This window comes from Cyanobacterium aponinum PCC 10605, from assembly GCF_000317675.1.
Lineage (GTDB): Bacteria > Cyanobacteriota > Cyanobacteriia > Cyanobacteriales > Cyanobacteriaceae > PCC-10605.
The window spans coordinates 1-21,891 of the sequence record NC_019776.1 but is presented as its reverse complement, the minus strand read 5'-3'; the positions used below and the strand labels follow the sequence as shown (position 1 = coordinate 21,891).

At 32.6% G+C, this 21,891-nt stretch carries 16 protein-coding genes and 1 CRISPR repeat array; of the genes, 9 read left to right on the top strand and 7 right to left on the bottom strand.

The window, feature by feature from the left end; genetic code table 11:
* Window positions 1-127 precede the first annotated feature (127 nt).
* A complete protein-coding gene (locus CYAN10605_RS00085) occupies window positions 128-1,645 on the top strand; it encodes a transglutaminase domain-containing protein (protein WP_015217909.1) in 1,518 nt (505 codons plus the stop codon).
* Between the two features lies 1 nt (window position 1,646).
* Here CYAN10605_RS00085 and CYAN10605_RS00080 read toward each other — a convergent pair whose 3' ends face one another.
* Window positions 1,647-2,957 (bottom strand): FAD-binding oxidoreductase, encoded by a 1,311-nt coding sequence (locus CYAN10605_RS00080; RefSeq protein WP_015217908.1) that lies wholly within the window; start codon window positions 2,955-2,957, stop codon window positions 1,647-1,649.
* Window positions 2,958-3,282: 325 nt separating this feature from the next.
* Between CYAN10605_RS00080 and CYAN10605_RS00075 the strand changes: the two genes are divergently transcribed.
* The gene (locus CYAN10605_RS00075) at window positions 3,283-4,104 is read left to right on the top strand and encodes an acyl-CoA desaturase (RefSeq protein ID WP_015217907.1); all 822 of its coding nucleotides are present in this window, start codon (window positions 3,283-3,285) and stop codon (window positions 4,102-4,104) included.
* Window positions 4,105-4,409: 305 nt separating this feature from the next.
* Here CYAN10605_RS00075 and CYAN10605_RS00070 read toward each other — a convergent pair whose 3' ends face one another.
* The 4 genes from CYAN10605_RS00070 to CYAN10605_RS00055 all read right to left on the bottom strand — a co-directional run bounded on the left by CYAN10605_RS00070 (window position 4,410) and on the right by CYAN10605_RS00055 (window position 7,613).
* Entirely contained in the window at window positions 4,410-5,936 is a 1,527-nt protein-coding gene (locus CYAN10605_RS00070) for a serine/threonine-protein kinase (RefSeq protein ID WP_015217906.1), read from the bottom strand.
* A gap of 107 nt (window positions 5,937-6,043) precedes the next feature.
* The gene (locus tag CYAN10605_RS00065; protein WP_015217905.1) at window positions 6,044-7,006 is read right to left on the bottom strand and encodes an aldo/keto reductase; all 963 of its coding nucleotides are present in this window, start codon (window positions 7,004-7,006) and stop codon (window positions 6,044-6,046) included.
* A gap of 18 nt (window positions 7,007-7,024) precedes the next feature.
* Complete coding sequence (locus tag CYAN10605_RS00060) at window positions 7,025-7,393, bottom strand: type II toxin-antitoxin system VapC family toxin (RefSeq protein WP_015217904.1); 369 nt, start codon at window positions 7,391-7,393, stop codon at window positions 7,025-7,027.
* Window positions 7,365-7,613 (bottom strand): hypothetical protein, encoded by a 249-nt coding sequence (locus CYAN10605_RS00055; protein ID WP_015217903.1) that lies wholly within the window; start codon window positions 7,611-7,613, stop codon window positions 7,365-7,367. The genes CYAN10605_RS00060 and CYAN10605_RS00055 overlap by 29 nt, the downstream gene beginning before the upstream one ends.
* Before the next feature lie 136 nt (window positions 7,614-7,749).
* Between CYAN10605_RS00055 and CYAN10605_RS00050 the strand changes: the two genes are divergently transcribed.
* From CYAN10605_RS00050 to CYAN10605_RS00035, 4 genes are all read left to right on the top strand, one after another.
* Window positions 7,750-10,920 (top strand): alpha-mannosidase, encoded by a 3,171-nt coding sequence (locus tag CYAN10605_RS00050; protein ID WP_015217902.1) that lies wholly within the window; start codon window positions 7,750-7,752, stop codon window positions 10,918-10,920.
* A 97-nt stretch (window positions 10,921-11,017) separates the two neighbouring features.
* Complete coding sequence (locus tag CYAN10605_RS00045) at window positions 11,018-11,563, top strand: pentapeptide repeat-containing protein (protein WP_015217901.1); 546 nt, start codon at window positions 11,018-11,020, stop codon at window positions 11,561-11,563.
* A gap of 82 nt (window positions 11,564-11,645) precedes the next feature.
* On the top strand, window positions 11,646-11,993 hold the full coding sequence (locus CYAN10605_RS00040; protein ID WP_015217900.1) for a hypothetical protein: 348 nt from the start codon (window positions 11,646-11,648) through the stop codon (window positions 11,991-11,993).
* Window positions 11,994-12,565: 572 nt separating this feature from the next.
* Complete coding sequence (locus CYAN10605_RS00035) at window positions 12,566-13,177, top strand: GAF domain-containing protein (RefSeq protein ID WP_015217899.1); 612 nt, start codon at window positions 12,566-12,568, stop codon at window positions 13,175-13,177.
* 107 nt (window positions 13,178-13,284) lie between these two features.
* Here CYAN10605_RS00035 and thyD read toward each other — a convergent pair whose 3' ends face one another.
* Complete coding sequence (gene thyD / locus CYAN10605_RS00030; protein ID WP_015217898.1) at window positions 13,285-14,202, bottom strand: thylakoid membrane protein ThyD; 918 nt, start codon at window positions 14,200-14,202, stop codon at window positions 13,285-13,287.
* A gap of 154 nt (window positions 14,203-14,356) precedes the next feature.
* Between thyD and CYAN10605_RS00025 the strand changes: the two genes are divergently transcribed.
* From CYAN10605_RS00025 to CYAN10605_RS00015, 3 genes are all read left to right on the top strand, one after another.
* Complete coding sequence (locus tag CYAN10605_RS00025; RefSeq protein ID WP_015217897.1) at window positions 14,357-15,715, top strand: cation:proton antiporter; 1,359 nt, start codon at window positions 14,357-14,359, stop codon at window positions 15,713-15,715.
* 296 nt (window positions 15,716-16,011) lie between these two features.
* Entirely contained in the window at window positions 16,012-18,480 is a 2,469-nt protein-coding gene (locus CYAN10605_RS00020) for a macro domain-containing protein (RefSeq protein ID WP_015217896.1), read from the top strand.
* Window positions 18,481-18,654: 174 nt separating this feature from the next.
* Complete coding sequence (locus CYAN10605_RS00015; RefSeq protein ID WP_015217895.1) at window positions 18,655-19,869, top strand: tRNA nucleotidyltransferase/poly(A) polymerase-related protein; 1,215 nt, start codon at window positions 18,655-18,657, stop codon at window positions 19,867-19,869.
* Window positions 19,870-20,111: 242 nt separating this feature from the next.
* Here the strand turns inward: CYAN10605_RS00015 and CYAN10605_RS00010 are convergent, their stop codons facing one another.
* The gene (locus tag CYAN10605_RS00010) at window positions 20,112-20,750 is read right to left on the bottom strand and encodes a DUF3386 domain-containing protein (protein WP_015217894.1); all 639 of its coding nucleotides are present in this window, start codon (window positions 20,748-20,750) and stop codon (window positions 20,112-20,114) included.
* A gap of 331 nt (window positions 20,751-21,081) precedes the next feature.
* Window positions 21,082-21,838: a CRISPR direct-repeat array (repeat unit 37 nt; unit sequence GTTTAAACTCTTATTAATACCTCTTAGGGATTGAAAC).
* Window positions 21,839-21,891 lie beyond the last annotated feature (53 nt).

Genomic DNA, 21,891 nt, shown 5'->3' with positions numbered 1-21,891 from the left:
GGGGAATAGGGAATGGGCAATGGTATAAAAAAGCTCTATTACTTTGAGTATGTGAGTTATTGGTTAAGGTAGGCAAGAGGCAAAAGGCAATTACTAAATAATAATTTATAAACTTTTAGTTTTTATTATGACTACTTTAGTTTTTATTATGACTACAGAAAGAGAATATCGAGAATGGCATAAACAAAGAAATAAACAAGTTAAACGCCGTCAAAGAAAAAAAAGTAATTTTGGCTTTTTTGTATTTTTAATCATTGCTATTTCTCTGGGAGTAACGATTAAAAGTAATCCTCAAATAATAGATTATTTACAAAATCAGTTAGAATCACCTAATCTATCCAGTTTTTTTAATGCCTTTCGTTTTCGAGTTAATTCTCTTAAATCTCTCACTGAAGAATTTATTACAGAAATTGATGAGCCAGTGGTTATCACTGAAAATTATCAATTATTAGAAAAAAGAAATTTTAGTGATATTGACAGAAAAGCCAAAAGCATAAAATATACTGGTAATTCTGTGGAAGAATTAAGTCAAATTTTGTCTAAGTATGCCAAAACAGAAGCGGATAAAGCTAGAATTATTTACACTTGGATAACGTATAATATTAGTTACGATGTAGGAGCATTAAACGACTTATTTAATAATAATATTTATCCCGATGTTAGAACCGAAATAGTTTTAAATACTCGCTCAACAATTTGTTCAGGATATGCTAATTTATACCAGCAATTAGCAAAAAAAATGGGCTTAAAATCTGTTATTATTTTAGGATATGCTAAAGGAGAAAATTATATTGTAGGTTTAGATAATAATGTAAATCATGCTTGGAATGCAGTAAAAATAGATAGCAATTGGTACTTAATTGATACAACATGGGGATCTGGAACTGTAACTAATAATGGTTTTAATGCTCAATTTAATCCTTTTTATTTTGCCACAAATCCACGAGAATTTATCTATACTCATTTCCCAGAAAACGATAAATGGCAATTATTAAATCCTATTATGTCTCGTTCTGAATTTGATAGTTTGGCTAATGTTTCTCCTACTTTATTTGAATACGATATTCAATTATTAAGTCATCCTAATGTTAATATTAGTACTGATGAAAATAATGTTAATATTGCCCTCAAAGTTCCTAAAAATGTAATTGCGATCGCATCCTTGAAATCTAAAGAGAAACAACTGCAAGACAATTATACATTCGTTCAAAAACAAGGAGAAAATATACTCATTAACGCCTCATTTCCCGAAAAAGGGGAATATAAATTGGATATATTTGCGAAACCAAAAGATGAGACTAATTCTTATCCTTTAGTAGTCAGCTACAACATATTAGCTTCAGGTAATGGTAATCAATTTCCTAAAACATTCCAACACTTTAACGAATACAATGGCTATTTAGAAACCCCCTTAAATAACAGCTTAAATCCCAACCAAAATACTTATTTTAAGTTAAAAATAGATCAAGCCTTAGAAGTAAAAGCAGTTAACAAATCAACGAATCAATGGCATGATTTAGAACGTTACGGGAATGTTTTTGCTGGAAATATTAACGTAGGCAATGGAGATATTATTCTTTATGCCAAATTTCCTCAAGATTCCCGATACTGGGCTTTATTGGAATATGGAAACAATAGCTTATAACCTATAATCTATCAACAAAAATATTAAAAGGGTCAAAATTTGACTTGATTTTTTTCATCATCTCCAATCCATTACCAACATAGCCCCATGGTTCAATTTCTTGTTTAATGGTAGAAGCCCCAGATTCAAGAACTGTTAAATAACCCTCATTATCCTGACAAAAATTTCTGATACCTCTAACTTGATGATTTTTTATCCCTTTTGGCAAACAAACATAACCGACACCAGTACCCATATTAACAAAACCAGAACCTTGAGTTAAGGCAAACAATTCCGCTATTTTAGTGGGCAAAATGCCAACCTTACAAATAATTCCTCTGTTATTAGCACCTTGGAATACCATATCCTTTAAACGAGTCCATAAGTCTAACTCTTTTTCTGAATCCCATTGATGGATCAATAAACCAATATCTTCCGCCCACTGTTTTACTCTTGCACTCTGTTGTGAAACGCTCTCTTCTATACCCTGAAAACGCAACGCCAATCCCAAAGAAAAATTTAAATTTAAACCATTGATCAAGGATTCAGATAATAAATCCGCCGATGTAGGAGTTAAAGCAGAAGCACAAATCTTTTTTTGTAACTGATTAATTTTTTCTTGACCTCCCGTCAAAAGCAAAGTTATGGAATCAGAAGGAACTGGAAATAAACGAAAAGTAACTTCCGTAATAATACCCAAATTACCATAAGAACCCGTAAATAACTTCATTAGATCGTAACCAGCTACATTTTTGACCACTTTTCCCCCTGCTTTTGCTTCCTCTCCGTCACTTCTAAAAAAAGAAATCCCTAAAATTAAATCTCTAACTCCTCCATATTTTTGTCTTAAACTACCAGTATTAGCAGTAGCAACAACCCCTCCAACCGTGGCAAATTGAGAATAAATAGGGTCTATTGGTAAAAACTGATTAAAAGAAGCTAAAAAATCCTGTAAATCTTTGATTTTCATTCCAGATTGAACCGTAATAGTTAAATCATCTTGAGCGTGTTCAATAATTTTATTTAGTTTATGCGTACTAACTAAAACACTCGCCCCAGAAGGTAAGTTTCCCCAATGTAATTTTGAGCCATTGCCAAGGGGTAATATCCGCCACTTATTTTTGCAACAAATCTTTAAAAACTGTGATAGCATTTTGTTAGTATTCGGGACAATTATGTAGCGAGGAAGACCATTTTTTAATTCAGATGCCTCAATACACTCTTTCCAAGGAGATTCTTGCCCCCAATCAAAGATTTCGATGAATTCTAAGTCTTGATTATGGAGTTGTTTTTTGATTGTTTCTAAAGAAGGGACGGAAAAGTTATTATTCATTCGGGTATGTCAACTATATTGTGCGTTACTGATATAATAAATTTTTTTTAAACTTTATTTAATAACAATTAAGATAATTATATTAAATGATGATGGTAAACTATAATTTGTTGATCACTAGTTTATAGTTTATAATTTAAACTCGGTGATCTATTAAGTTCAAAATAAAAATTAAATTTCTCTTTTTTGTAAGAGCAGAATTATAAACCTTTTTCTTTTTTGATCTTTAAAACTGACCTTTAATTATCAACCTAAAAACAGCTCAGATTTAGGCAATCTTAATCTGAACAATTTGAAGTTTTGTAAAAAAAATTTACCGTAAGTAATGACAGCAACAACAACAACCGAAAAACTTGCTCCAGCATGGAGTGTCATCATTTATATGACAAGTATCCACTTAATAGCTTTATTAGCTTTTTTACCCAGCAATTTTAGTTGGGGAGCAGTGGGAATAACAGCTTTTCTCTATTGGCTGACAGCCTGTATAGGAGTTACTTTAGGCTATCATCGTCTAGTTTCTCACCGCAGTTTTGAAACTCCCAAATGGCTAGAATATTTTCTTGTTTTTTGTGGTACTTTAGCCTGTGAAGGTGGTCCTATTTCCTGGGTAGGATTACACCGTATCCATCATAAATATTCTGATCATGAGGGTGATCCCCATGACTCCAATAAGGGTTTTTGGTGGAGTCACATGGGATGGATGTTTGTCAAAAATCCTGCGAATAACGATGTCCCTAAATACACCAAGGATATACAAAATGATCCTTTCTATGTTTTCTGCGAAAAGTATTTTATTCCTATTCAAGTTGTTTTAGGATTATTGCTCTTTTGGTGGGGAGGATGGTCTTTCGTCGTTTGGGGTATATTTCTTCGTTTAGTTTTAGTTTTCCATGTGACTTGGTTTGTTAATAGCGCTACTCACAAATTTGGTTACAAAAGTCATGAATCAAATGATCACTCTCGTAATTGTTGGTGGGTGGCTTTATTAACTTTTGGTGAAGGTTGGCATAATAATCATCATGCTTTTCAATACTCTGCTCGTCATGGTTTGCAGTGGTGGGAAATTGATTTAACATGGATGACCATTAAGTTGTTAGCATTTTTTGGATTAGCTAAAAATATTAAATTAGCTCCTGTAAAAAATTAGCTACAGTAACAACAAGATATGGTGTTTTACATTAACACTACTTATCCGTATCGGGAAATAGTAAATAGGCAACAGCACACTAATAAATAGCATAGAAAACTGTACCTTATAACTTTATTAAATCCCACGTAAAAAATTACGAATAATTAGTAATTAGTAATTAGTAATTGGCCACTAACTATTAGTAATTAAAAATAAAAACCATATTGCTACTTTTTATTAAATAAAAATAAAAACGTTAGATTGCAACTTAATTTTTAACTTGTATTCGTCAATATAGTTTTTTAACAATAGATAAACATTTTTTATTCGTAAACTTCCAAAGTATTTGTTTTTTCAAGATCGATTATAATTTTTGGCTTCAATGCTTCTAAGTCTTGTTTTAGTTTACGCCGACTAAATAAAACCTCATCGTCATGCTTAACACTAATCATATTACTAACAGACATCCATTGCTTTAAGCTAGTTCTCTGTTTCAGCATGATTTTAAAGGGTTGTAAATCAATACATTTATGGGGTTTTTCTAAGGAATAAAATAGAACAAAATATTCCTTTGATTCGCTTAAAGTGCTTACTAATTGTTGACCTATTTTTGCTTTTAAATCTAGGTAGCAGGGAAACCATCTGGGTTCGTGTTTAGGGCTATACAGTAGAGTTATCCATAAAATCATTGGATGAGGGTAACTTTGGAACAGAAATTGACTGTAGCGAATATTATTTTTTCTTTTTCGTATATCTTCCGTTTCTAACATTGTGCAAATTGTTGGTAAGGAAGAATTTTGATAAAAAACAACACGAGGAAAAACTATTTTTTGTTTAGGTTTATTCTTCGGCCATGGATGAGATAATAAAAAATCTTCTTTAGGATTAGTATTTTCGTAACTTTCAACGAAGTTATTATTAATATTCAGTAAATGATTTTGACCTTCACTTATGGTTTTCTTGACTATTTTTAATTTCTTAGCAATAGATTCTAGTCTTTGAATAATCTCTCCCACGTTTTGAGGGCGGTTAGAAGGAGATTTTTCTAGGCATTGTAAAACTAATTTTTCTAAGTCTGAAGATATGTTTAGTTCTGGAGGAAAGGGTTTAGGTGATAGCTCAGTGTGTGCTTTATACCACAAACCGACAGATTCTACTTCTAAGTTCCAAGGGAGTTTTTTGCATAACATTAAATACATAATCATTCCTAAACTGTAAATATCGGAACGATTATCTAAGTCTTTACCTTGTAGCTGTTCTGGGGAGCAATATTTTGGAGTTCCCATAAAATTTTCTGTATCAATGGGATCATCCTTGACTAATTTGGCAATGCCGAAATCTAAGACTTTAATTATTTGTTTTCCCGTATCATCTTCAATGATAAAAACGTTACTGGGTTTTAAGTCTCTATGAATAACTGGATAAATTTCCCCTTCAAAAAATATGCCATTATGGGCTGTTTCCATTGCTCGACAAATTTGACAAATAAAGTCAAAAAATTGGGGTAGGGATATATCGTGAACTTCTATCATGTCATCAAGATTTTCCCCTTCGAGAAACTCCATCACGTAAAAAGGAACTTTCTGTTCATCGACTCCGTAGTCTGTGACTTTGACAATGTTTTGGCTTCTTTCTGAGAGTAAAGCACTAAAAGTGGCTTCCCGTTGAAATTGTTTAATCATTTTCATGTTGTCTAGGGAACGGGATAATATTTTTACTGCCACATTATGGTTTTTAGAGGCGATATCTTGGGCTCGATATACTGTACCCATGCCGCCAACGCCCACTACTTCTCGAAGGAGATAGCGCTGTACTAATAGTTTTCCTTCCGATAAATCCCTTTGATTCATAGTTACTGAGAAACTTTTGTTTTTTTATTATATTGATTTTTCTTTTTAAATTAAGGATTGTTTTTATAACATTAATTTTTCCCATTATTGTTATAATTTATCCCTCTTTAAGAAAAATTCCACATTACGGGATTATCGTCTAAGTCTTTAGTTACATTTGTTCCTATATTACTGATTTGTTTAATATCTTCTATTGTTAATTCTATTTCTCCTGCTTGGGCATTTTCTTTCGCCTGTTGAGCATTTCTTGCCCCAACTATAGCATTGGTTTGGGGTTGTTGTATTAGCCATGCGATCGCAATTTGAGCTAAAGTACAATTATATTTATCGGCAAAGGGTTGTAATTGAGATAAAGCCTGTTTCACTCTTTCCCAGTGAGGGGGTTGAAATAAGCGATTATTTTTGCGATGATCACCTTCAGCAAATGTGGGATTATCTCCAAATTTTCCCGTTAAAATACCTTGGGCGAGGGATGAGTAAGCAAGGATGGAAATATTGTTTTCTACACAGTAGGGTTGAATTTCCTTTTCTACAATGCGCCAAAACAAAGAATAAGGTGGTTGAATGCTATCGATTTGTCCACATTCACGGGCAGAGGCTAACTGTTGCTGAGAAAAATTAGAAACTCCGATCGCTCTTATCTTACCTTCTCTTTTTAAATCATTCAATGCCCTCATGGTTTCTTCTATGGGTACAATTTCACTATTCCAACTACCAGAAGGCCAATGAATCTGGTATAAATCAATATAATCTGTCTGTAGATTTTTTAAGGAATTATGACAAGCACTAATCACCTGATCATATTTGAGATGGTTAGCAAACACCTTACTGGCATAAATTACTTTATCTCTAACACTTTTTAAGGCTTCTCCCACAATTCTCTCTGAATGCCCTTCTCCATAAACTTCTGCTGTATCAATAGTCGTGATACCAGATTCCACAGCTTGACGAATGGCACTGATACTCTCACTATCTTCAATACCTGCCCACATCCTTTTTCCTGCTTGCCATGTACCCATTATAATCGGAGTGATATAAATGTCGGATTTGCCGAGTTGTCTGGTTTTCATCTTTTAATTTTCTTCTTGCTAATTTTTGGTTTTTAACGAAATAACAGAAACTTCTTTTATATTAGTTAATTTTTGATCATTACTTAATAATACTGACTGACATTCCCAAGCCGTTGCCAAAATAATCGCATCTGGTGTTTTTAAGTTATATTTGCGACGTAAATAAATAGTTTTTTCGGCAATAATTTTGTTTAAAGGAATTTCAGATAAGGTATTAAGATACCTTTTTATCAAGTTTTCCTCCTCTTTTTCCAATAATGGAAAGGAAAGTAATTCAATCTGGGTAATGATAGAATAACCTAAAATTCCGTTGGGTATTGCTTCTCTTAATTCTTCATTAATTAAACAAATAAATATATTAGTATCTATCAGATAATCTAATTTCATCCCACTCTCCCCGAATTTCCTTTTGCCATTCTACCGAGTTAATATTTTTAAATGCTTTGACTTTTCCTGCCAATTGATTGATAGGATGAGAGTTGGTACTTTTTGTAACAGGATTAATAATAATTGCAATTTCATACTCCCCCACTGTAATATCTTCAGGGAGTTTAATATTTAATAAATGTTCGTCGGTTATATTTATTTTTGTTTCAATAATTCTCATAGTTAAATTTTTATGTTTTTATCACTAGCTTTTATTTTATACTAAAACAAAGATTTACATATTGAATAACTGTATATAAATACTGTCATTGATGATAGAAAAGGAATCTCTATCTTCAAATTTAATTTAGATATCCATGATTAATAAATTACGATTATTAACCGAATTAGATATAAAAAATAACTGGTATTTTAGTGATAAAGACTATGCACAATCACCAAAAATAATTGAGCAAAATTGGCAAAATGCAGTTATCAATGAGAAAGGCTATTTAGTATGGGAAAAAGGTAATAAAGTTCGTTGGTTTGCTCAAAAAATAATTATTCCCCATAGTTTAGATAGCAATTATCCTCTCGAAGGTTTGGATTTAAGACTTTTCTTGACATGGTGGGCAGAATCTGCTCAAATTTTTGTTAATGGTCAGTTAAAAGTTGAAGGGGATTTATTTGATTCTTCTTGCCGTCTTTTAGTTACAGAAAATGTTAAGCCTCACCAAGAATTTTTAATCACAATTCGCTTAATTAGTCCTAATCATGATATTGGTGGTTTGATGATTTCTCGATGTGTTTATGAAGCAAAAAAAGGAGAAATTGATCCCAGTTTTGTAGCAAATGAATTAACCGTATTAAGTCAATATCTTGATAATTTTCACCCTGACAAAAAACCATTTTTAGATCTGGCAATTCAAGAATTAAATTGGGAGTATGTTGATAATAAGTCTCTTTTTCATCAAGAATTAGCTAATCTAAGAGATAAACTTTTACCCCTAAGTAATTATATCAAAGAAAGATGTTTTTATCCTTTAGGTCATGCTCATTTAGATATGGCTTGGTTATGGACTCTTGAGGAAACTTATGAAGTCGCTCAAAGAACTTTTAATTCTGTTTTAAATCTTCAAAAAGAATATAAATACTTAACATTTGGTCATACCACTGCGTATCTATATCAATGGATTGAGTCTCATAATTTATTATTATTTAATCAAATAAAAAATGCGATCGCATCTTCTCAATGGGAAATATTGGGGGGAATGTGGATTGAGCCTGAAGTTAATTTAATTAGCGGAGAATCTTTAGTTAGACAGTTATTATATGGACAAAAATATTTTAAGGAAAAGTTTGGGAAATATAATAAAGTTGCATGGCTTCCTGATACCTTTGGTTTTCCGTGGCAATTACCGCAGATTTTAAGACAAGCAGAAATTGAATATTTTGTGACAGGTAAATTGCATTGGAATGATACGAATAAATTTGCTTATGGTTGCTTTTGGTGGCAATCTCCTGATGGTAGTCAAATTCTCACTCTTATGTCTCCGCCCAATGTCACGGGGGTTATGGATACAAACCCTATCACCATGACTAACTACAGTATTGACTGGGAAAAACAAACGGGATTAAAAGATATTTTCTGGTTGCCCGGGGTTGGAGATCACGGCGGAGGACCCACTCGTGATATGCTAGAGGTTGCCCAACGTTATGATGACTCTCCTTTTTTCCCTAAAATTAAGTTTAGCACTGCGGAAGATTACTTAAACAAAATTAGTACTATTTCTCCTCAAAATTATCCTGTGTGGAATAGTGAACTTTACTTAGAATTACATCGGGGTTGTTATACTACTCATGGAGATCAAAAATATCAAAATCGTTATTGTGAAAAGTTACTATATCAAGCGGAATTATTCTCTACTATTGCCACTATTTTACATAATCAATTTATTCCAGAGTATCAAGTTGATAATCACATACAATCTCAAATAGAGGCTAATTGGCAAAAACTATTATTAAATCAATTCCATGATATTTTACCCGGCACTTCTATAACTCCTGTTTTTACAGAAGCTAATCAACTTTATCAAGAAATAATTACCTCTACTAATAATATTTTATCTAACAGCTTAAATGCGATCGCATCTTATATTAAATTACCTAATTTTAATTTAGAATATGATTATGAAGTAACGATTTTTAATAGCCTGAATTGGATAAGGTCAGAAATAGTTGAATTGGATATAGAGGGAGAAAAATATAAAATTTATGATGGTGAAGGAAAAGAGTTATTAACACAAATAAGCCATGAAGGTAAGTTGTTATTTCTTGCTGAAAATGTACCTAGTGTTGGCTATAAATCCTTTTATTTAACCAATAAAATCCTTCCCTTATTAAGGGGTTTTAGAGAAGATCATGATACTATCCTAAAAGAGGATATAAATACGGGTAAGATGCCTGTTCCACACAATGGAATGGAAATAATTGAAGAAGATATTACTTATATTTTAGAGAATGATTCTTTACGGGTAATTATTGATAAAAAAACAGGTAATATTGACGGGATATTTGACAAAGTCAACCAACGAGAAATTATTAAAGGAGAGGGAAACGAGTTACAATTATTCGAGGATAAAGGGCAATATTGGGATGCTTGGAATATAGATCCTAATTATGAAAATTATCGATTAGATAACCCTCAATTAGTGTCAATTAACTGGTTAGAAAAAGGCATATTAAGACAGAGAATTAGAGTTATTAAAACTTATAACAAATCAGAGTTTATCCAAGACTATATTCTTGATTTTCAGTCACCGATTTTAAAAATAAAAAATAAGGTTAATTGGCAAGAAGATTATACCCTCTTAAAAGTAAGTTTTCCTTTCAATTTAGAAAGTGATTATGTCACCTATGAAATCGCCTGTGGCAACATCCAACGCACTACTAAACCTCAGACAGATGAGGAAAAGGCACAATGGGAAGTTTATGGCCATCACTGGGCAGATTTAACCGATAATAATGATAATTATGGGGTAAGTTTACTCAATGATTGTAAATATGGTTATTCTGCTAAACCTAATCAATTACGTTTGAGTTTATTAAGAAGTCCGAAATGGCCAGATCCAAAATGCGATCGAGGCTTTCACGAATTTAGTTATGGTATTTATGGACATAAACAGGGTTGGAAAGAAGGAAAAACAGTACAAAAGGGCTATGAATTTAATATATCTTTATTAGCTTTATTAACAGAAAAAAGAGAGAAAAAAGATTTAGGTTTAAAGACTAATCATGAATTTATAAATATTGAGGAAAATAATTTTGTTTTAATGACATTTAAACAAGCAGAAAAAAATCCTTCTCAAATGATTATTCGTGGTTATGAATGTGAAGGAAAGTCAAGTCTATTAACTTTTAAAAATGAATTTGATTTAAAGATAATCAAAAGAATTAATGTCTTAGAAAATAATGCACCGAATGTCGAAGATACTTTAATAAAACCTTATGAAATATTTAGTTTATTACTTGCTAACCAACAGATATAGTAATAATGAGAATAATAAATGAGAGTAAAAAAGTTACAATAGTCCCATAAGAAAACCCTAATAGATTTTATCTTAATTAAAAATAAAACAAATACATATGAAAAAAAGAGAATATTGGTTAGACTTATTACATCATGTACCAAAATGGAATCACTGGCGTGAATTAAATCCAGAAGAAACCATCGACTTATCTGGTATCAATTTGAATAGTTATGATTTAGAAGCAATAAATTTTAGTGGATGCAATCTAAGTCATGTCAATTTTATTGGTAGTAATTTACGATTTGCTAACCTGAGTAGTGCAGATTTAAGTCATAGTAACTTAATTGGAGTTAACCTAAGACTTGCTAACATGAGACAATCCGTCTTATTTAAAGCTCGTTTACATCGTAGCAATTTAAGTGAAGCGAATATGGTGCAAAGTTTTATTTGTGAATCAGACTTCAGCAAGGCAATTTTTTATGAGACGGAATTAGGAGAAAGCAAAATTTACAAGACTTCTTTTTCCCATGCCAAGTTAGTAAATACCCATCTAGGAAAAGCAGACATTTTTATGTGTAATTTTGATCATGCTATCATGGAAAGTGTTGATCTTCGTTGGGCTAACGTCATAAAAACCTCAATCAATTTTAATCAGGTTTAAAATAGTAATTGAGACGGAAACTCGATTAACTTTTCACCGTCTAACAAGTATAAAAACAGATAGATATTAAACAGTATATTTTATGATTATTAACAAAAATAAAACCCTAGCCATTTCCTTTGCTTTCATTGCACTGGCAAGTTTTTTTGCTCCTGCTAATGCTCAAAGTAACAACATTAATGGCAAAAATGAACCTTTTCAAAGTAATGAGAGAAACCCTTTTTATGGTGACGGCATTAATCCCCTTGACATAATTCACAATGCTAATTTTTTCAATAGTCGTAGTGGCTCAGACTTTGCCGAAGATACAGAAAATAACATCAATTCAGAAGCGGAGAATTTCAAACAATTACAGCAAAAGAGAATTTTAGAAATGCAACAGCAGAAACAAACTCCTTCTCAGGAAGTAGAAACAAATACTCAAAATTAATGGCTCTATTACTTTGAGTATGTAAACCATTATTGGTTAAGGTAGGCAATGAGCAACAGGCAACAGGAGATTATTAAATAGTAAAATGCAAATTCCGCACTAAAAAAATTGTTATTCTTAAATGAGTAAAATAACTTTTTTTAAATAAAGAGTAAAACTACTTATTTTTTGACACTTAATATTTATTTTTGCCTACTTTTTTATTTATTTCCACGATAAATTTATACTCATTCATTTGAGCTAACTTTCACAAATGCAGTTATATCTCCATCGTTACTAACGTTATTAAGCATTATTTTGATTAAAAATTAGTTTAAATCAGGTTTTTTATATTTGAAATAAAAATGAATTATATGTAATGATATTTTCTTCTTTCTGAATGTGAGATATAAAATTTTTGGTATTTTTTAATACTTTTTTCTTTGAGTTCAGATATTCTTAAAACTGTCCGCAACGGAAGGGGATGTAAGAGCGAAATAAGCCAAACTGAGGTAAAAAAAATAACTCTACTCTCAAATTGTAGATTGTTCTATAATTAGCTTGACAGAATCTCGTCTGAAAAAATAATAATCATGAATTCCCCCCGTCAACATTCTTCTGAAGCCTTAGCATTGGAGGTTGCCTCTCTAAAAAAATTGGTAGTTGATTTGAGTAAATATAAACGAGCGATGGAAGCTCAAAAAGAGTTATTTCGTTCTATTTTAATGATGAGTAATGTGGCGAGTGGGAAATTGATGCTACGCTCTATTTTACTAGAAATATCCGAAGTAACCAGAGATTTATTAAAAGCACAGGATGCCAGTTTATTTATTCTTAACCCGAAAGGAGTTATTACAGAAAGTATTTTAGCCAGAGGCCCGACAATTCAAGAAGAAAAAACTCACCTGATTGGCACTATTTTAGATCGAGGTTTAGCAGGTTGGGTTTATCGTTATCGTCGTATGGCTTTAGTCAAGGATACTCAACAGGATGAGCGATGGTTAAATTTTGAGAATCAACCCTATGAGGTTGGTTCTGCCCTTTGTGTTCCTTTTTTAAGGGGTAGTCTTGTTTTAGGTATTCTTACTTTAACTCACCCCAAACCAAGGCATTTCAACGAAGATATGGAAGATTTCATGAGTATGTTTTCTCCTTCGATCGCGATCGCACTTGACCATGCCAGAGTTTATCTCGAAAGCCATTAGAGATATTAGCAATTAAGAAAAGGGCAAAGGTAAATAGTTGATAATTAATAACTCTTAACTCCGAACTCCTGTACGGGCGAATGGCCATTCGCCCTTACTTCCCCCTCTCACCCGACAATATCTTCTAGGGCAGATTTTAAATTAGAGTACTGAAAATCATAATTCATCACCTCTTGGGTTTTTTGTGGTAAAACCTTTTGTCCTTCTAATACCACTTTTGCTCCATCTCCTAACAATAGCTCTAGGGCAATACTCGGCACAGGCAACCAAGAAGGACGTTTTAAAACATTTCCTAGAGTTTCACATAATTGATTCATGGTTACAGGATAAGGAGCAGTAGCATTGAATGTTCCCTCAATGTTGTCAGACGTTAAAGCATTTTCAATCATATTTACCACATCATCGATATGCACCCAAGAAAACCACTGCTTACCGCTACCAATAGGACCGCCTGCAAAAATTTTAAAAGGTGGAATCATCTTTGCTAATGCTCCCCCATTACCCAAAACAATGCCTAAACGAAAAATAACTAATCTTACCCCCTCTGAGGTCACTTTCTGGGCTTCATTTTCCCAACTTTGACAAACTTCGGCTAAAAAATCATTTCCTGCAGGGCTAATTTCTGTATAAGTTTCCGTTTCACTGGTGCCATAGTAACCAATGGCAGAAGCATTAATTAAAACTTTTGGTTTATTTTCCCCTTGAGAAATTGCTTCTACAATCATCCTTGTACCTAATTGCCTACTCTCTAATATTTCTCGCTTATAATCTGTCGTCCATCTCTCGGCAATGGGAGCACCTGCTAAATTAATTACTGCATCGCAACCATCTATTTTTTTTTGCCATTCTCCTGCTTGTTTGGGAGTATAAGAGACAAACTCTAAGTTAGATAAAAGACTAGCTTTAAAAGCTGATTTTGCTTTTTCAATACTACGGGTAAATATGACAATTTGATGTTGAATGGCTAATTTACTGACTAATTTTTCACCAATAAAACCTGTTGCTCCCGTAATTGCGATTTTCATCAATGATAGCTCCTATAAATATTTAATTTAATTCTTCACTATACACCATCCCCTTTTTTGCCCCATAATTTTAGCTCGAACAGAGGTCATGATAGGTTAAAGTGTAAACAATCAAAAAAAGAAAGTAAACTTTAACAATAGAATCAAAAAATATATGGCTTGGTTTTATCCTGTTTTCGCAACAGCAACATCAACAGAAACAGCCAGTCCTACCCTTATTCTGGCTGGGGTGTTATTAACATTAATCGTAATTTACTTTGCAAGTAAAGTCGGGGGGGAGTTATGTTCAAGAATTGGTCTTCCTGCGGTTTTAGGGGAGTTAGTTGGTGGGGTTGTGATCGGGGTATCTGCCCTTAAGTTAGTTATTTTTCCTGAAGGTGGATTGTCAGGAGATGAGTCTTTAATTATTCAATTTTTGGAAACTACAGCTAATTTAGAACCCTCATCAGCAGAGAAGGTTTTTGACACCGTGAGTGAGGTGATTTCTATTTTTTCTGAGTTAGGGGTGATTATTCTCTTATTTGAAATTGGTTTAGAATCTGACCTAAAAGAATTAATTAGAGTGGGACCTTCTGCGTCTGTTGTAGCTGTGGCAGGGGTTGTTGTTCCTTTTGCCTTGGGTACTTTTGGTTTGGATTATTTTTTTCACCTACCCTTAATTCCTTCTATTTTTGCCGGTGCGGCCTTGACTGCTACCAGTATTGGTATTACGGCGAAAGTATTAGCTGAGTTAGGGCAGTTAAGCTCAAAAGAAGGTCAAATTATCATCGGGGCGGCGGTTTTAGATGATATTTTAGGTATTATTGTTTTGGCAGTGGTTGCAAGTTTAGCTAAAACTGGAGAAATCCAAATTAGTCAAATTGTTTATCTCATTATTAGTGCTGGTGCATTTTTAATCGGTGCAATTCTCATTGGACGTTTAATCAGTCCTTGGTTAGTAGGTTTAGTGAACCAGATGAAGACGAGAGGAGATATTCTAATTACTGGTTTGATTTTTGCTTTTACTCTGGCATATATTGCTAATGTTATTCAATTAGAGGCGATTTTAGGAGCATTTGCGGCGGGTCTAATTTTGGCAGAGACAGAGAAAAGAAAAGAATTAGAAGAACAAATTATTCCTGTGGCTGATATGTTTGTCCCTATTTTCTTTGTTTGTGTTGGGGCAAAAACTGATTTAAGTGTTTTAAATCCTGCTGTGCCTAGTAATAGGGAAGGATTGATTATTGCTTCTTTCTTGATAGTGGTGGCAATTATCGGTAAAGTTGTGGCTGGTTTTACTATTTGGGCACAACCTGAAGTTAATAGGCTCGCAGTCGGTGTGGGTATGATTCCTAGAGGTGAGGTTGGTTTAGTGTTTGCTGGTGTGGGGGCGGCTAGTGGCGCTCTTTCTCCTGCAACGGATGCGGCAATCATTGTGATGGTTATTGTTACAACTTTTGTTGCTCCGCCTTTACTTAAGTTAGTATTTAAAGAGCCTGTACCAACAACGGAAACGGAAACCAAGGTCAATTAATCTAAGTTTGGAGTTCGGAAATAGGTGTCAGGTTGCATTCAGGTTGCAGGTGTCAGGGTGTTTAGGGGATGGGGAGATGATGGGATGAGGGAGATAAGGTGTCAGGTTTCAGGTTTCAGGTTTTAGAAGAAAGTAATGAGTAACGAGTAACGAGTAATTATCAACTATTCACCCCAACACTATTCACTATTTACCTTTGCCTTTTGCCCTCCCCCCTCTCGAGGGGGGATGAAGGGGGGTTTCCCTATTGCCTTGTTTTAATTGCTAATTACTGATTACCAATTCCTAATTAAATTATGGGTAAGCTCATTCTTTTTACTATTCAAGCAGGTAGTTTTCAGACAGGTTTTTATTTAACTTTACAAATTTGTGAAGATAGTTGCGATCGCATCGCTCATCCTTTTGCTACTTTTACAGGGAAACTTCCCCCTTGTCAACCGATTCGTCAACATTATCAACAATGGCAAGAAAGTTATCGCAGTTTAAATCAAAAAGTGAGATTAGGGTCTTCTCCTCAACAAATAACTCATATTAGTGATAGTTGCCGTCAGTCAGCTTCCCAGTTAAAAGAAACTTTAAGTAATTGGTATAATTCTTCTTTTCCTGATTTTGCCCGTGTTCGAGAAAATTTATTGTCAGAATTAAATAGAGATGAATCCGTGCGTCTTTTAATTCAAACGGAAATTTCTGAGTTGATTTTTCTTCCTTGGCATTTATTTTTTGAACCTTTTTTATCTAAATATCCTCAAGCTGAAATTGCGATCGCACCTATTGAATATAAGAGTTTAAATACTCCTCAAAAACAGAGACAAAATATAAGAATATTAGCGGTGTTAGGTAATGATGAAGGAATTAATTTAAAGCCAGATTTAGAGACATTAAATAACTTAGAAAAAGCAGAAATTAAAACTTTAATTAATCCTTGTAGAAAAGAATTATTTGCTCATCTTTATGAAGAAGAATGGGACTTATTTTTTTTTGCAGGACATAGCGGAAAAAATCCACTAACTCAACAAGGGCAATTATATCTAAATCAAGAAGATATTATTACTATTGAAGAATTTAATAAAGCGATAATGAAGTCTATTCAAAAAGGATTAAGACTGGCAATTTTTAACTCTTGTGATGGGTTAGGGTTAGCCAAAGATTTAGCCGCTTTACATCTTCCTCAAACCATTGTTATGGGAGAAATGATACCCGATAAAGTTGCCCATGTTTTCATCAAAGAATTTCTAGCTAATTTTGCTCAAAATCAAACTCTTTATCTGGCAGTGAGACAAGCTAGGGAAAGACTCCAAGAACTTGAAAACGAATATCCCTGTGCTACTTGGTTGCCGATTATTTGTCAAAATCCTGCTAGTTTACCCTTGACTTGGCAGAATTTACAAGGTCTTGATTTTGCTCCAATTAGTATTAAAACAATTAAACCTCCTGAAAATTTCCAACATTTAGTTTTAGAAACTCTGATTAATCAAACTCAGTTGATAATTGAATATGAATCTTTGACGGAAACAAATACAGAAGTAATAGTTAATTATATCGATAAAGATTTATCTTTTGCGGAGGATATTAATAGGATTATTTCAGAGGCAGGGGGAAAAAATATTAATCGGGAATTAAAACAGGAACAAGTCAAAAACTTAGGGCAAATTTTGATAACTAATGGAGGTCAATTAAGAGCGGATAAAATTTTTCATGCAGTTATTTATGATTATCATAATCATAGTTTAACGGATAGAAATCTAATTAGTACAGTTATTAGTCGTTGTTTAAACTTATCTGATAGTAGCGGAAGAAATTCTATTGCTTTTCCTTTTCTTTCTCCTGTTAATTCTACTGTTGAAGTCGATGAAATCGGTTTGATATTTGCCCAAGAAATAGTTAAATATTTAGAAGGAAATACTAAATTAAATTCTGTTAAAATTATTTTACAAAATTATAATCAAAATAAAAATATTACTGATGAAAAACTATATCGATTTTACCTAAGTTTTAAACAATATATTGAGCTAAAAAAAGAAATTAATCACCGTCAGAGTTTATTATCAGATTTAGTCAAAATTTATCAAAAAAGAAGTATGTCTTCGGCGGTAGAAATTTTGCATCTTTATCAAGATTCTTTGAATCGTTTTGAAACTGAATGGATTAATAATCGATGGAAAGAGAAGCAAGAAAACAATAGTTATGATTATCAATTACCATTGGAAAATATTACTCAACAAATTAATTCTCAAAAGTCTGTGGTTGTTAATGAAGAAATTGTTACTTCTTTACATCAAAATTATCATGAAAAAGCGGCGACTATTTGGCAGGATTTAGTTAACCTTGAAGATGAAGAAGAAATTATTATTTTACTAAGAAAATTAGGTTTAGATATAGATGGTTTTGCATGGATTAATGATCAATATGAAATTGCGATCGCATCTGTTAAAGCTAGACAAAAAAAAGTTAATGAAATGCTCAAAAATCAGGTTCAACAATTAGAAAAAGGACAAGAATTACTACAAAAAACATTGGTTAATTTATATCAAGAAGGTTCATTAAATAAAAAAGAAGAAGGGGAAGAAAGAAGATTATTATTTAGGGAGTATCCTAAAGTAGATATAAAAGTAAAAATAGAAGAATTACCAGAAGAATATCGTCTTGAAAAAATAAGCTACAGTGCTGATAAAAAAGCCTTAAAAGAAGCTATTGAAAGAGGAGAAGATTTAAGTAATTATGCAAAAATAGATCCTAATTTAAAAGCACAATTTGGGTTTAAATAGTTGGCTCTATTACTTTGAGTATGGGAATTATTGATGTTTGGTAAGCAAAAGGCAATAGGCAATTATTAAATAATAATTTATAAACTTTTATCGTGAATTGAAATTATACATAACCATCAAATAAACAGTATAATTATTCAATTAAAATATAATAATTACGTAAAAATATTTTTAATGATATTACATAATTTTTTAAAGCAAAATTTACCTTTTGATGTCAATTTATTACCTGATAATTGTTATTTAGTTGGTGGTGCAGTTAGAGATATATTATTAAAACGTTCAAGGAGTTATTTAGACTTAGATTTTGTTTTGCCCCATAAGCCAATAGAAACAGCAAAAATCATCGCCCGTGAATATCAAGCAGGATTTGTTGTTTTAGATCCTGTAAGGTATATTGCTAGGGTAGTGTTTCCCCATGCAACTATTGATTTTGCAGGGCAAGAAGGAGATTCAATTTATCAGGATTTGGCTAGGCGAGATTATACCATAAATGCGATCGCATTTCATTGTCGAGAGGGTGTAATTATTGATCCTTTTCAGGGAGAAATAGATATAAAAAAAGGGATATTAAAGATGATTAGTCGTGATAATTTAGCGGATGATCCTTTAAGATTAATGCGAGGTTATCGACAGGCTTCTCAACTAGATTTTACCATTGAATCTTTTACCCGTGCCACTATTAAAGACTTAAAAGAATTATTAAAAAATGTGGCAATGGAGAGGGTTAATCAGGAATTAGCTTATTTATTTGAGACAAAAAAAGGTAGTTATTGGTTAAAAGAAGCCTTTAAAGATGGTTTACTCGACCTTTGTTTTCCTTCTGCTGATGAAAAAATGGTCAATCTCTTAGCAAACATTGATGAATCTGCCCAGTTTTTAAGCAGTAAATATAGGTCAAATTTTCCTGATAATTATTCATGGTATAAAGAAGCAAAATTAGCTTGTTTAACTAACCAAAATCCTTCGATTGCTGAAACAGAATTAATTAATTTAAAATACTCCCGTCAAGAAATAAAATCAGTTTTGACTATACTACAATTCACCAATAATTTAACAGAAATAGATTTCCAAAAAAATAAAAGAAAACAATATTTTTTCTTCCAGTCAGTAGGGGATTATTTTCCAAATTTAGCTGTTTTTGCCCTTGCTCACAATGTATCCAAAGATTTAATTCTTCAGCTTATGGAATTATACCAAAATCCTGAAGATGCGATCGCACATCCTCAACCACTATTATCAGGTAAAGATATTATGAAATATTTGAATATTGCCCCTAGCCCTTTAATTGGTAAAATCTTAACAGAGATACAAATTGCCTATATCGAAGGTAAAATAAATAATAAAGAAACTGCTATTGATTTTATTAAAAATAATTTTATAACATAATTATCATCTCAGTTTGGTTTAAAAATATGGGATAAGGTTTCAGGTTGCAGGTGGTAGGGGTTGAATATATTCAACCCTTACGGGGATGAGGGGAGAGAGGGAATTTTATTAAACACCTTTTCCTTTTGCCTCTTACTCTCCTCCCTATTTAGGGGAGATAAAGGAGGGTTTGCCCTTTGTCCTTTTTCTCATCACTCAGACATGAAAATTTATCCCAAACTCAGGTTAATTATTAATTGGCGTTAATTAAAAACGATATTAGAAAAACTAAATTCGGTAATTGTTGGTTGCTCATTTTCTTCCGTAATAATCTGACGATTAGTTAAAACGTAGTAATCACCAACTTTCTCAAATTTGTCATGAAAAATAGATTTAGCCCCTTTTTGTTCACCAGTTTGAGCATCAGCGTAAATGGAGTCATAACCTAAAGATAAATAGCCTTTGTCAGTGTGTAAAACCTCAAAAGTGTTGATAGTAACGAAAATATCACGGATTTTGCGATAAACAAGGGTAACAACATTATCTTTTACCTTATATTTATTGCCTTGAGAAGCACCGCCCACAAGAATTTCTACCGCACCATCTGCATCAGTTTCTCCAAAGCTGAAAGTATTTTCTCCGTGGGATTTTTCAAAACTATGATTAACTCGGTGAATGGTAATCTCCCATAACTGTTGTTGAATTGCTTTTTGAGCGGAACTATCTTCGATGTCAGAAATGCTAAACTGTAGATTAGATTCTATTTTACCCTTGGCTGTATAGGTAGCTGTAGGGGTTTTATAGGTAATGTCACAGGTATAACCCGGAAAATTCTCATCCCATGTATAGCGATTTTCGTAAGCATTGCGAAAAAGTTGTTCTGCTGTTAAAGTTTGAGTCATATCTCGATTGTCCTATCTTTTTATTTTCTGATTATAACTCTTTTATTTGAGGGAGTATAAAAATATAACTATATAGAAACATAGGCAATCAGCAATATAAGATATGCGTAAGGGATAGGGTGTAAAATTAGACTTGAGAAGATTTACCTCACAACTCTATATATAGTCTAGTTTCTACCAATTTCAAATTTTTATAGCCTTACGCTTTTTTGTTCACAAGGGTTTTCGTTATTTTTTTTTGACGTTGGTATTAATTTCATTTATAATTATGAATAGGCTTACGCAATTGTACCTTGAAAACTTTATATATCAAAGGCTTCGATCGTGGGCGGTTTAAACTCTTATTAATACCTCTTAGGGATTGAAACTGCAGATTTAATACTGATATTGATTGGCTTTTTGATGTTTAAACTCTTATTAATACCTCTTAGGGATTGAAACGAATTTTTATGCCTTCTTCTGCTCCTTTTATGTAAGTTTAAACTCTTATTAATACCTCTTAGGGATTGAAACGGCTTTTTTTTCTCCAGCAGGGTCATTATCAATTAGTTTAAACTCTTATTAATACCTCTTAGGGATTGAAACTTCACTGCCTTTTTTCAAGGCTTCATCTTTTGCAGTGTTTAAACTCTTATTAATACCTCTTAGGGATTGAAACGAACTTCGCAAAATTTTCCAATCTCTTATTACTGTTTAAACTCTTATTAATACCTCTTAGGGATTGAAACAAGATATTATTTCTATTCTTACTTTAGTAGTTCCTGTTTAAACTCTTATTAATACCTCTTAGGGATTGAAACTACCTTTTTACTTAGTTGTATAACTGTATTGTACGTTTAAACTCTTATTAATACCTCTTAGGGATTGAAACATTCCCAATCCCAATACTAATCCCAATAATCCAAAGTTTAAACTCTTATTAATACCTCTTAGGGATTGAAACTTGAATGTGAGCTTCCAATTCACCGATCACATCGTCAGTTTAAACTCTTATTAATACCTCTTAGGGATTGAAACACGAATGGTTTGACGAGAAAATATCGGCTAGAACGTTTAAACTCTTATTAATACCTCTTAGGGATTGAAACTCGCTTGTACTTAAGTACTCCCATTTTGGTGTTTTGTTTAAACTCTTATTAAT

Coding starts and splice junctions, on each gene's coding strand:
- CYAN10605_RS00085 (WP_015217909.1), top strand. CDS start 128: ATGACTACTTTAGTTTTTATTATGACTACAGAAAGAGAATATCGAGAA.
- CYAN10605_RS00080 (WP_015217908.1), bottom strand. CDS start 2,957: ATGAATAATAACTTTTCCGTCCCTTCTTTAGAAACAATCAAAAAACAA.
- CYAN10605_RS00075 (WP_015217907.1), top strand. CDS start 3,283: ATGACAGCAACAACAACAACCGAAAAACTTGCTCCAGCATGGAGTGTC.
- CYAN10605_RS00070 (WP_015217906.1), bottom strand. CDS start 5,936: ATGAATCAAAGGGATTTATCGGAAGGAAAACTATTAGTACAGCGCTAT.
- CYAN10605_RS00065 (WP_015217905.1), bottom strand. CDS start 7,006: ATGAAAACCAGACAACTCGGCAAATCCGACATTTATATCACTCCGATT.
- CYAN10605_RS00060 (WP_015217904.1), bottom strand. CDS start 7,393: ATGAAATTAGATTATCTGATAGATACTAATATATTTATTTGTTTAATT.
- CYAN10605_RS00055 (WP_015217903.1), bottom strand. CDS start 7,613: ATGAGAATTATTGAAACAAAAATAAATATAACCGACGAACATTTATTA.
- CYAN10605_RS00050 (WP_015217902.1), top strand. CDS start 7,750: ATGATTAATAAATTACGATTATTAACCGAATTAGATATAAAAAATAAC.
- CYAN10605_RS00045 (WP_015217901.1), top strand. CDS start 11,018: ATGAAAAAAAGAGAATATTGGTTAGACTTATTACATCATGTACCAAAA.
- CYAN10605_RS00040 (WP_015217900.1), top strand. CDS start 11,646: ATGATTATTAACAAAAATAAAACCCTAGCCATTTCCTTTGCTTTCATT.
- CYAN10605_RS00035 (WP_015217899.1), top strand. CDS start 12,566: ATGAATTCCCCCCGTCAACATTCTTCTGAAGCCTTAGCATTGGAGGTT.
- thyD (WP_015217898.1), bottom strand. CDS start 14,202: ATGAAAATCGCAATTACGGGAGCAACAGGTTTTATTGGTGAAAAATTA.
- CYAN10605_RS00025 (WP_015217897.1), top strand. CDS start 14,357: ATGGCTTGGTTTTATCCTGTTTTCGCAACAGCAACATCAACAGAAACA.
- CYAN10605_RS00020 (WP_015217896.1), top strand. CDS start 16,012: ATGGGTAAGCTCATTCTTTTTACTATTCAAGCAGGTAGTTTTCAGACA.
- CYAN10605_RS00015 (WP_015217895.1), top strand. CDS start 18,655: ATGATATTACATAATTTTTTAAAGCAAAATTTACCTTTTGATGTCAAT.
- CYAN10605_RS00010 (WP_015217894.1), bottom strand. CDS start 20,750: ATGACTCAAACTTTAACAGCAGAACAACTTTTTCGCAATGCTTACGAA.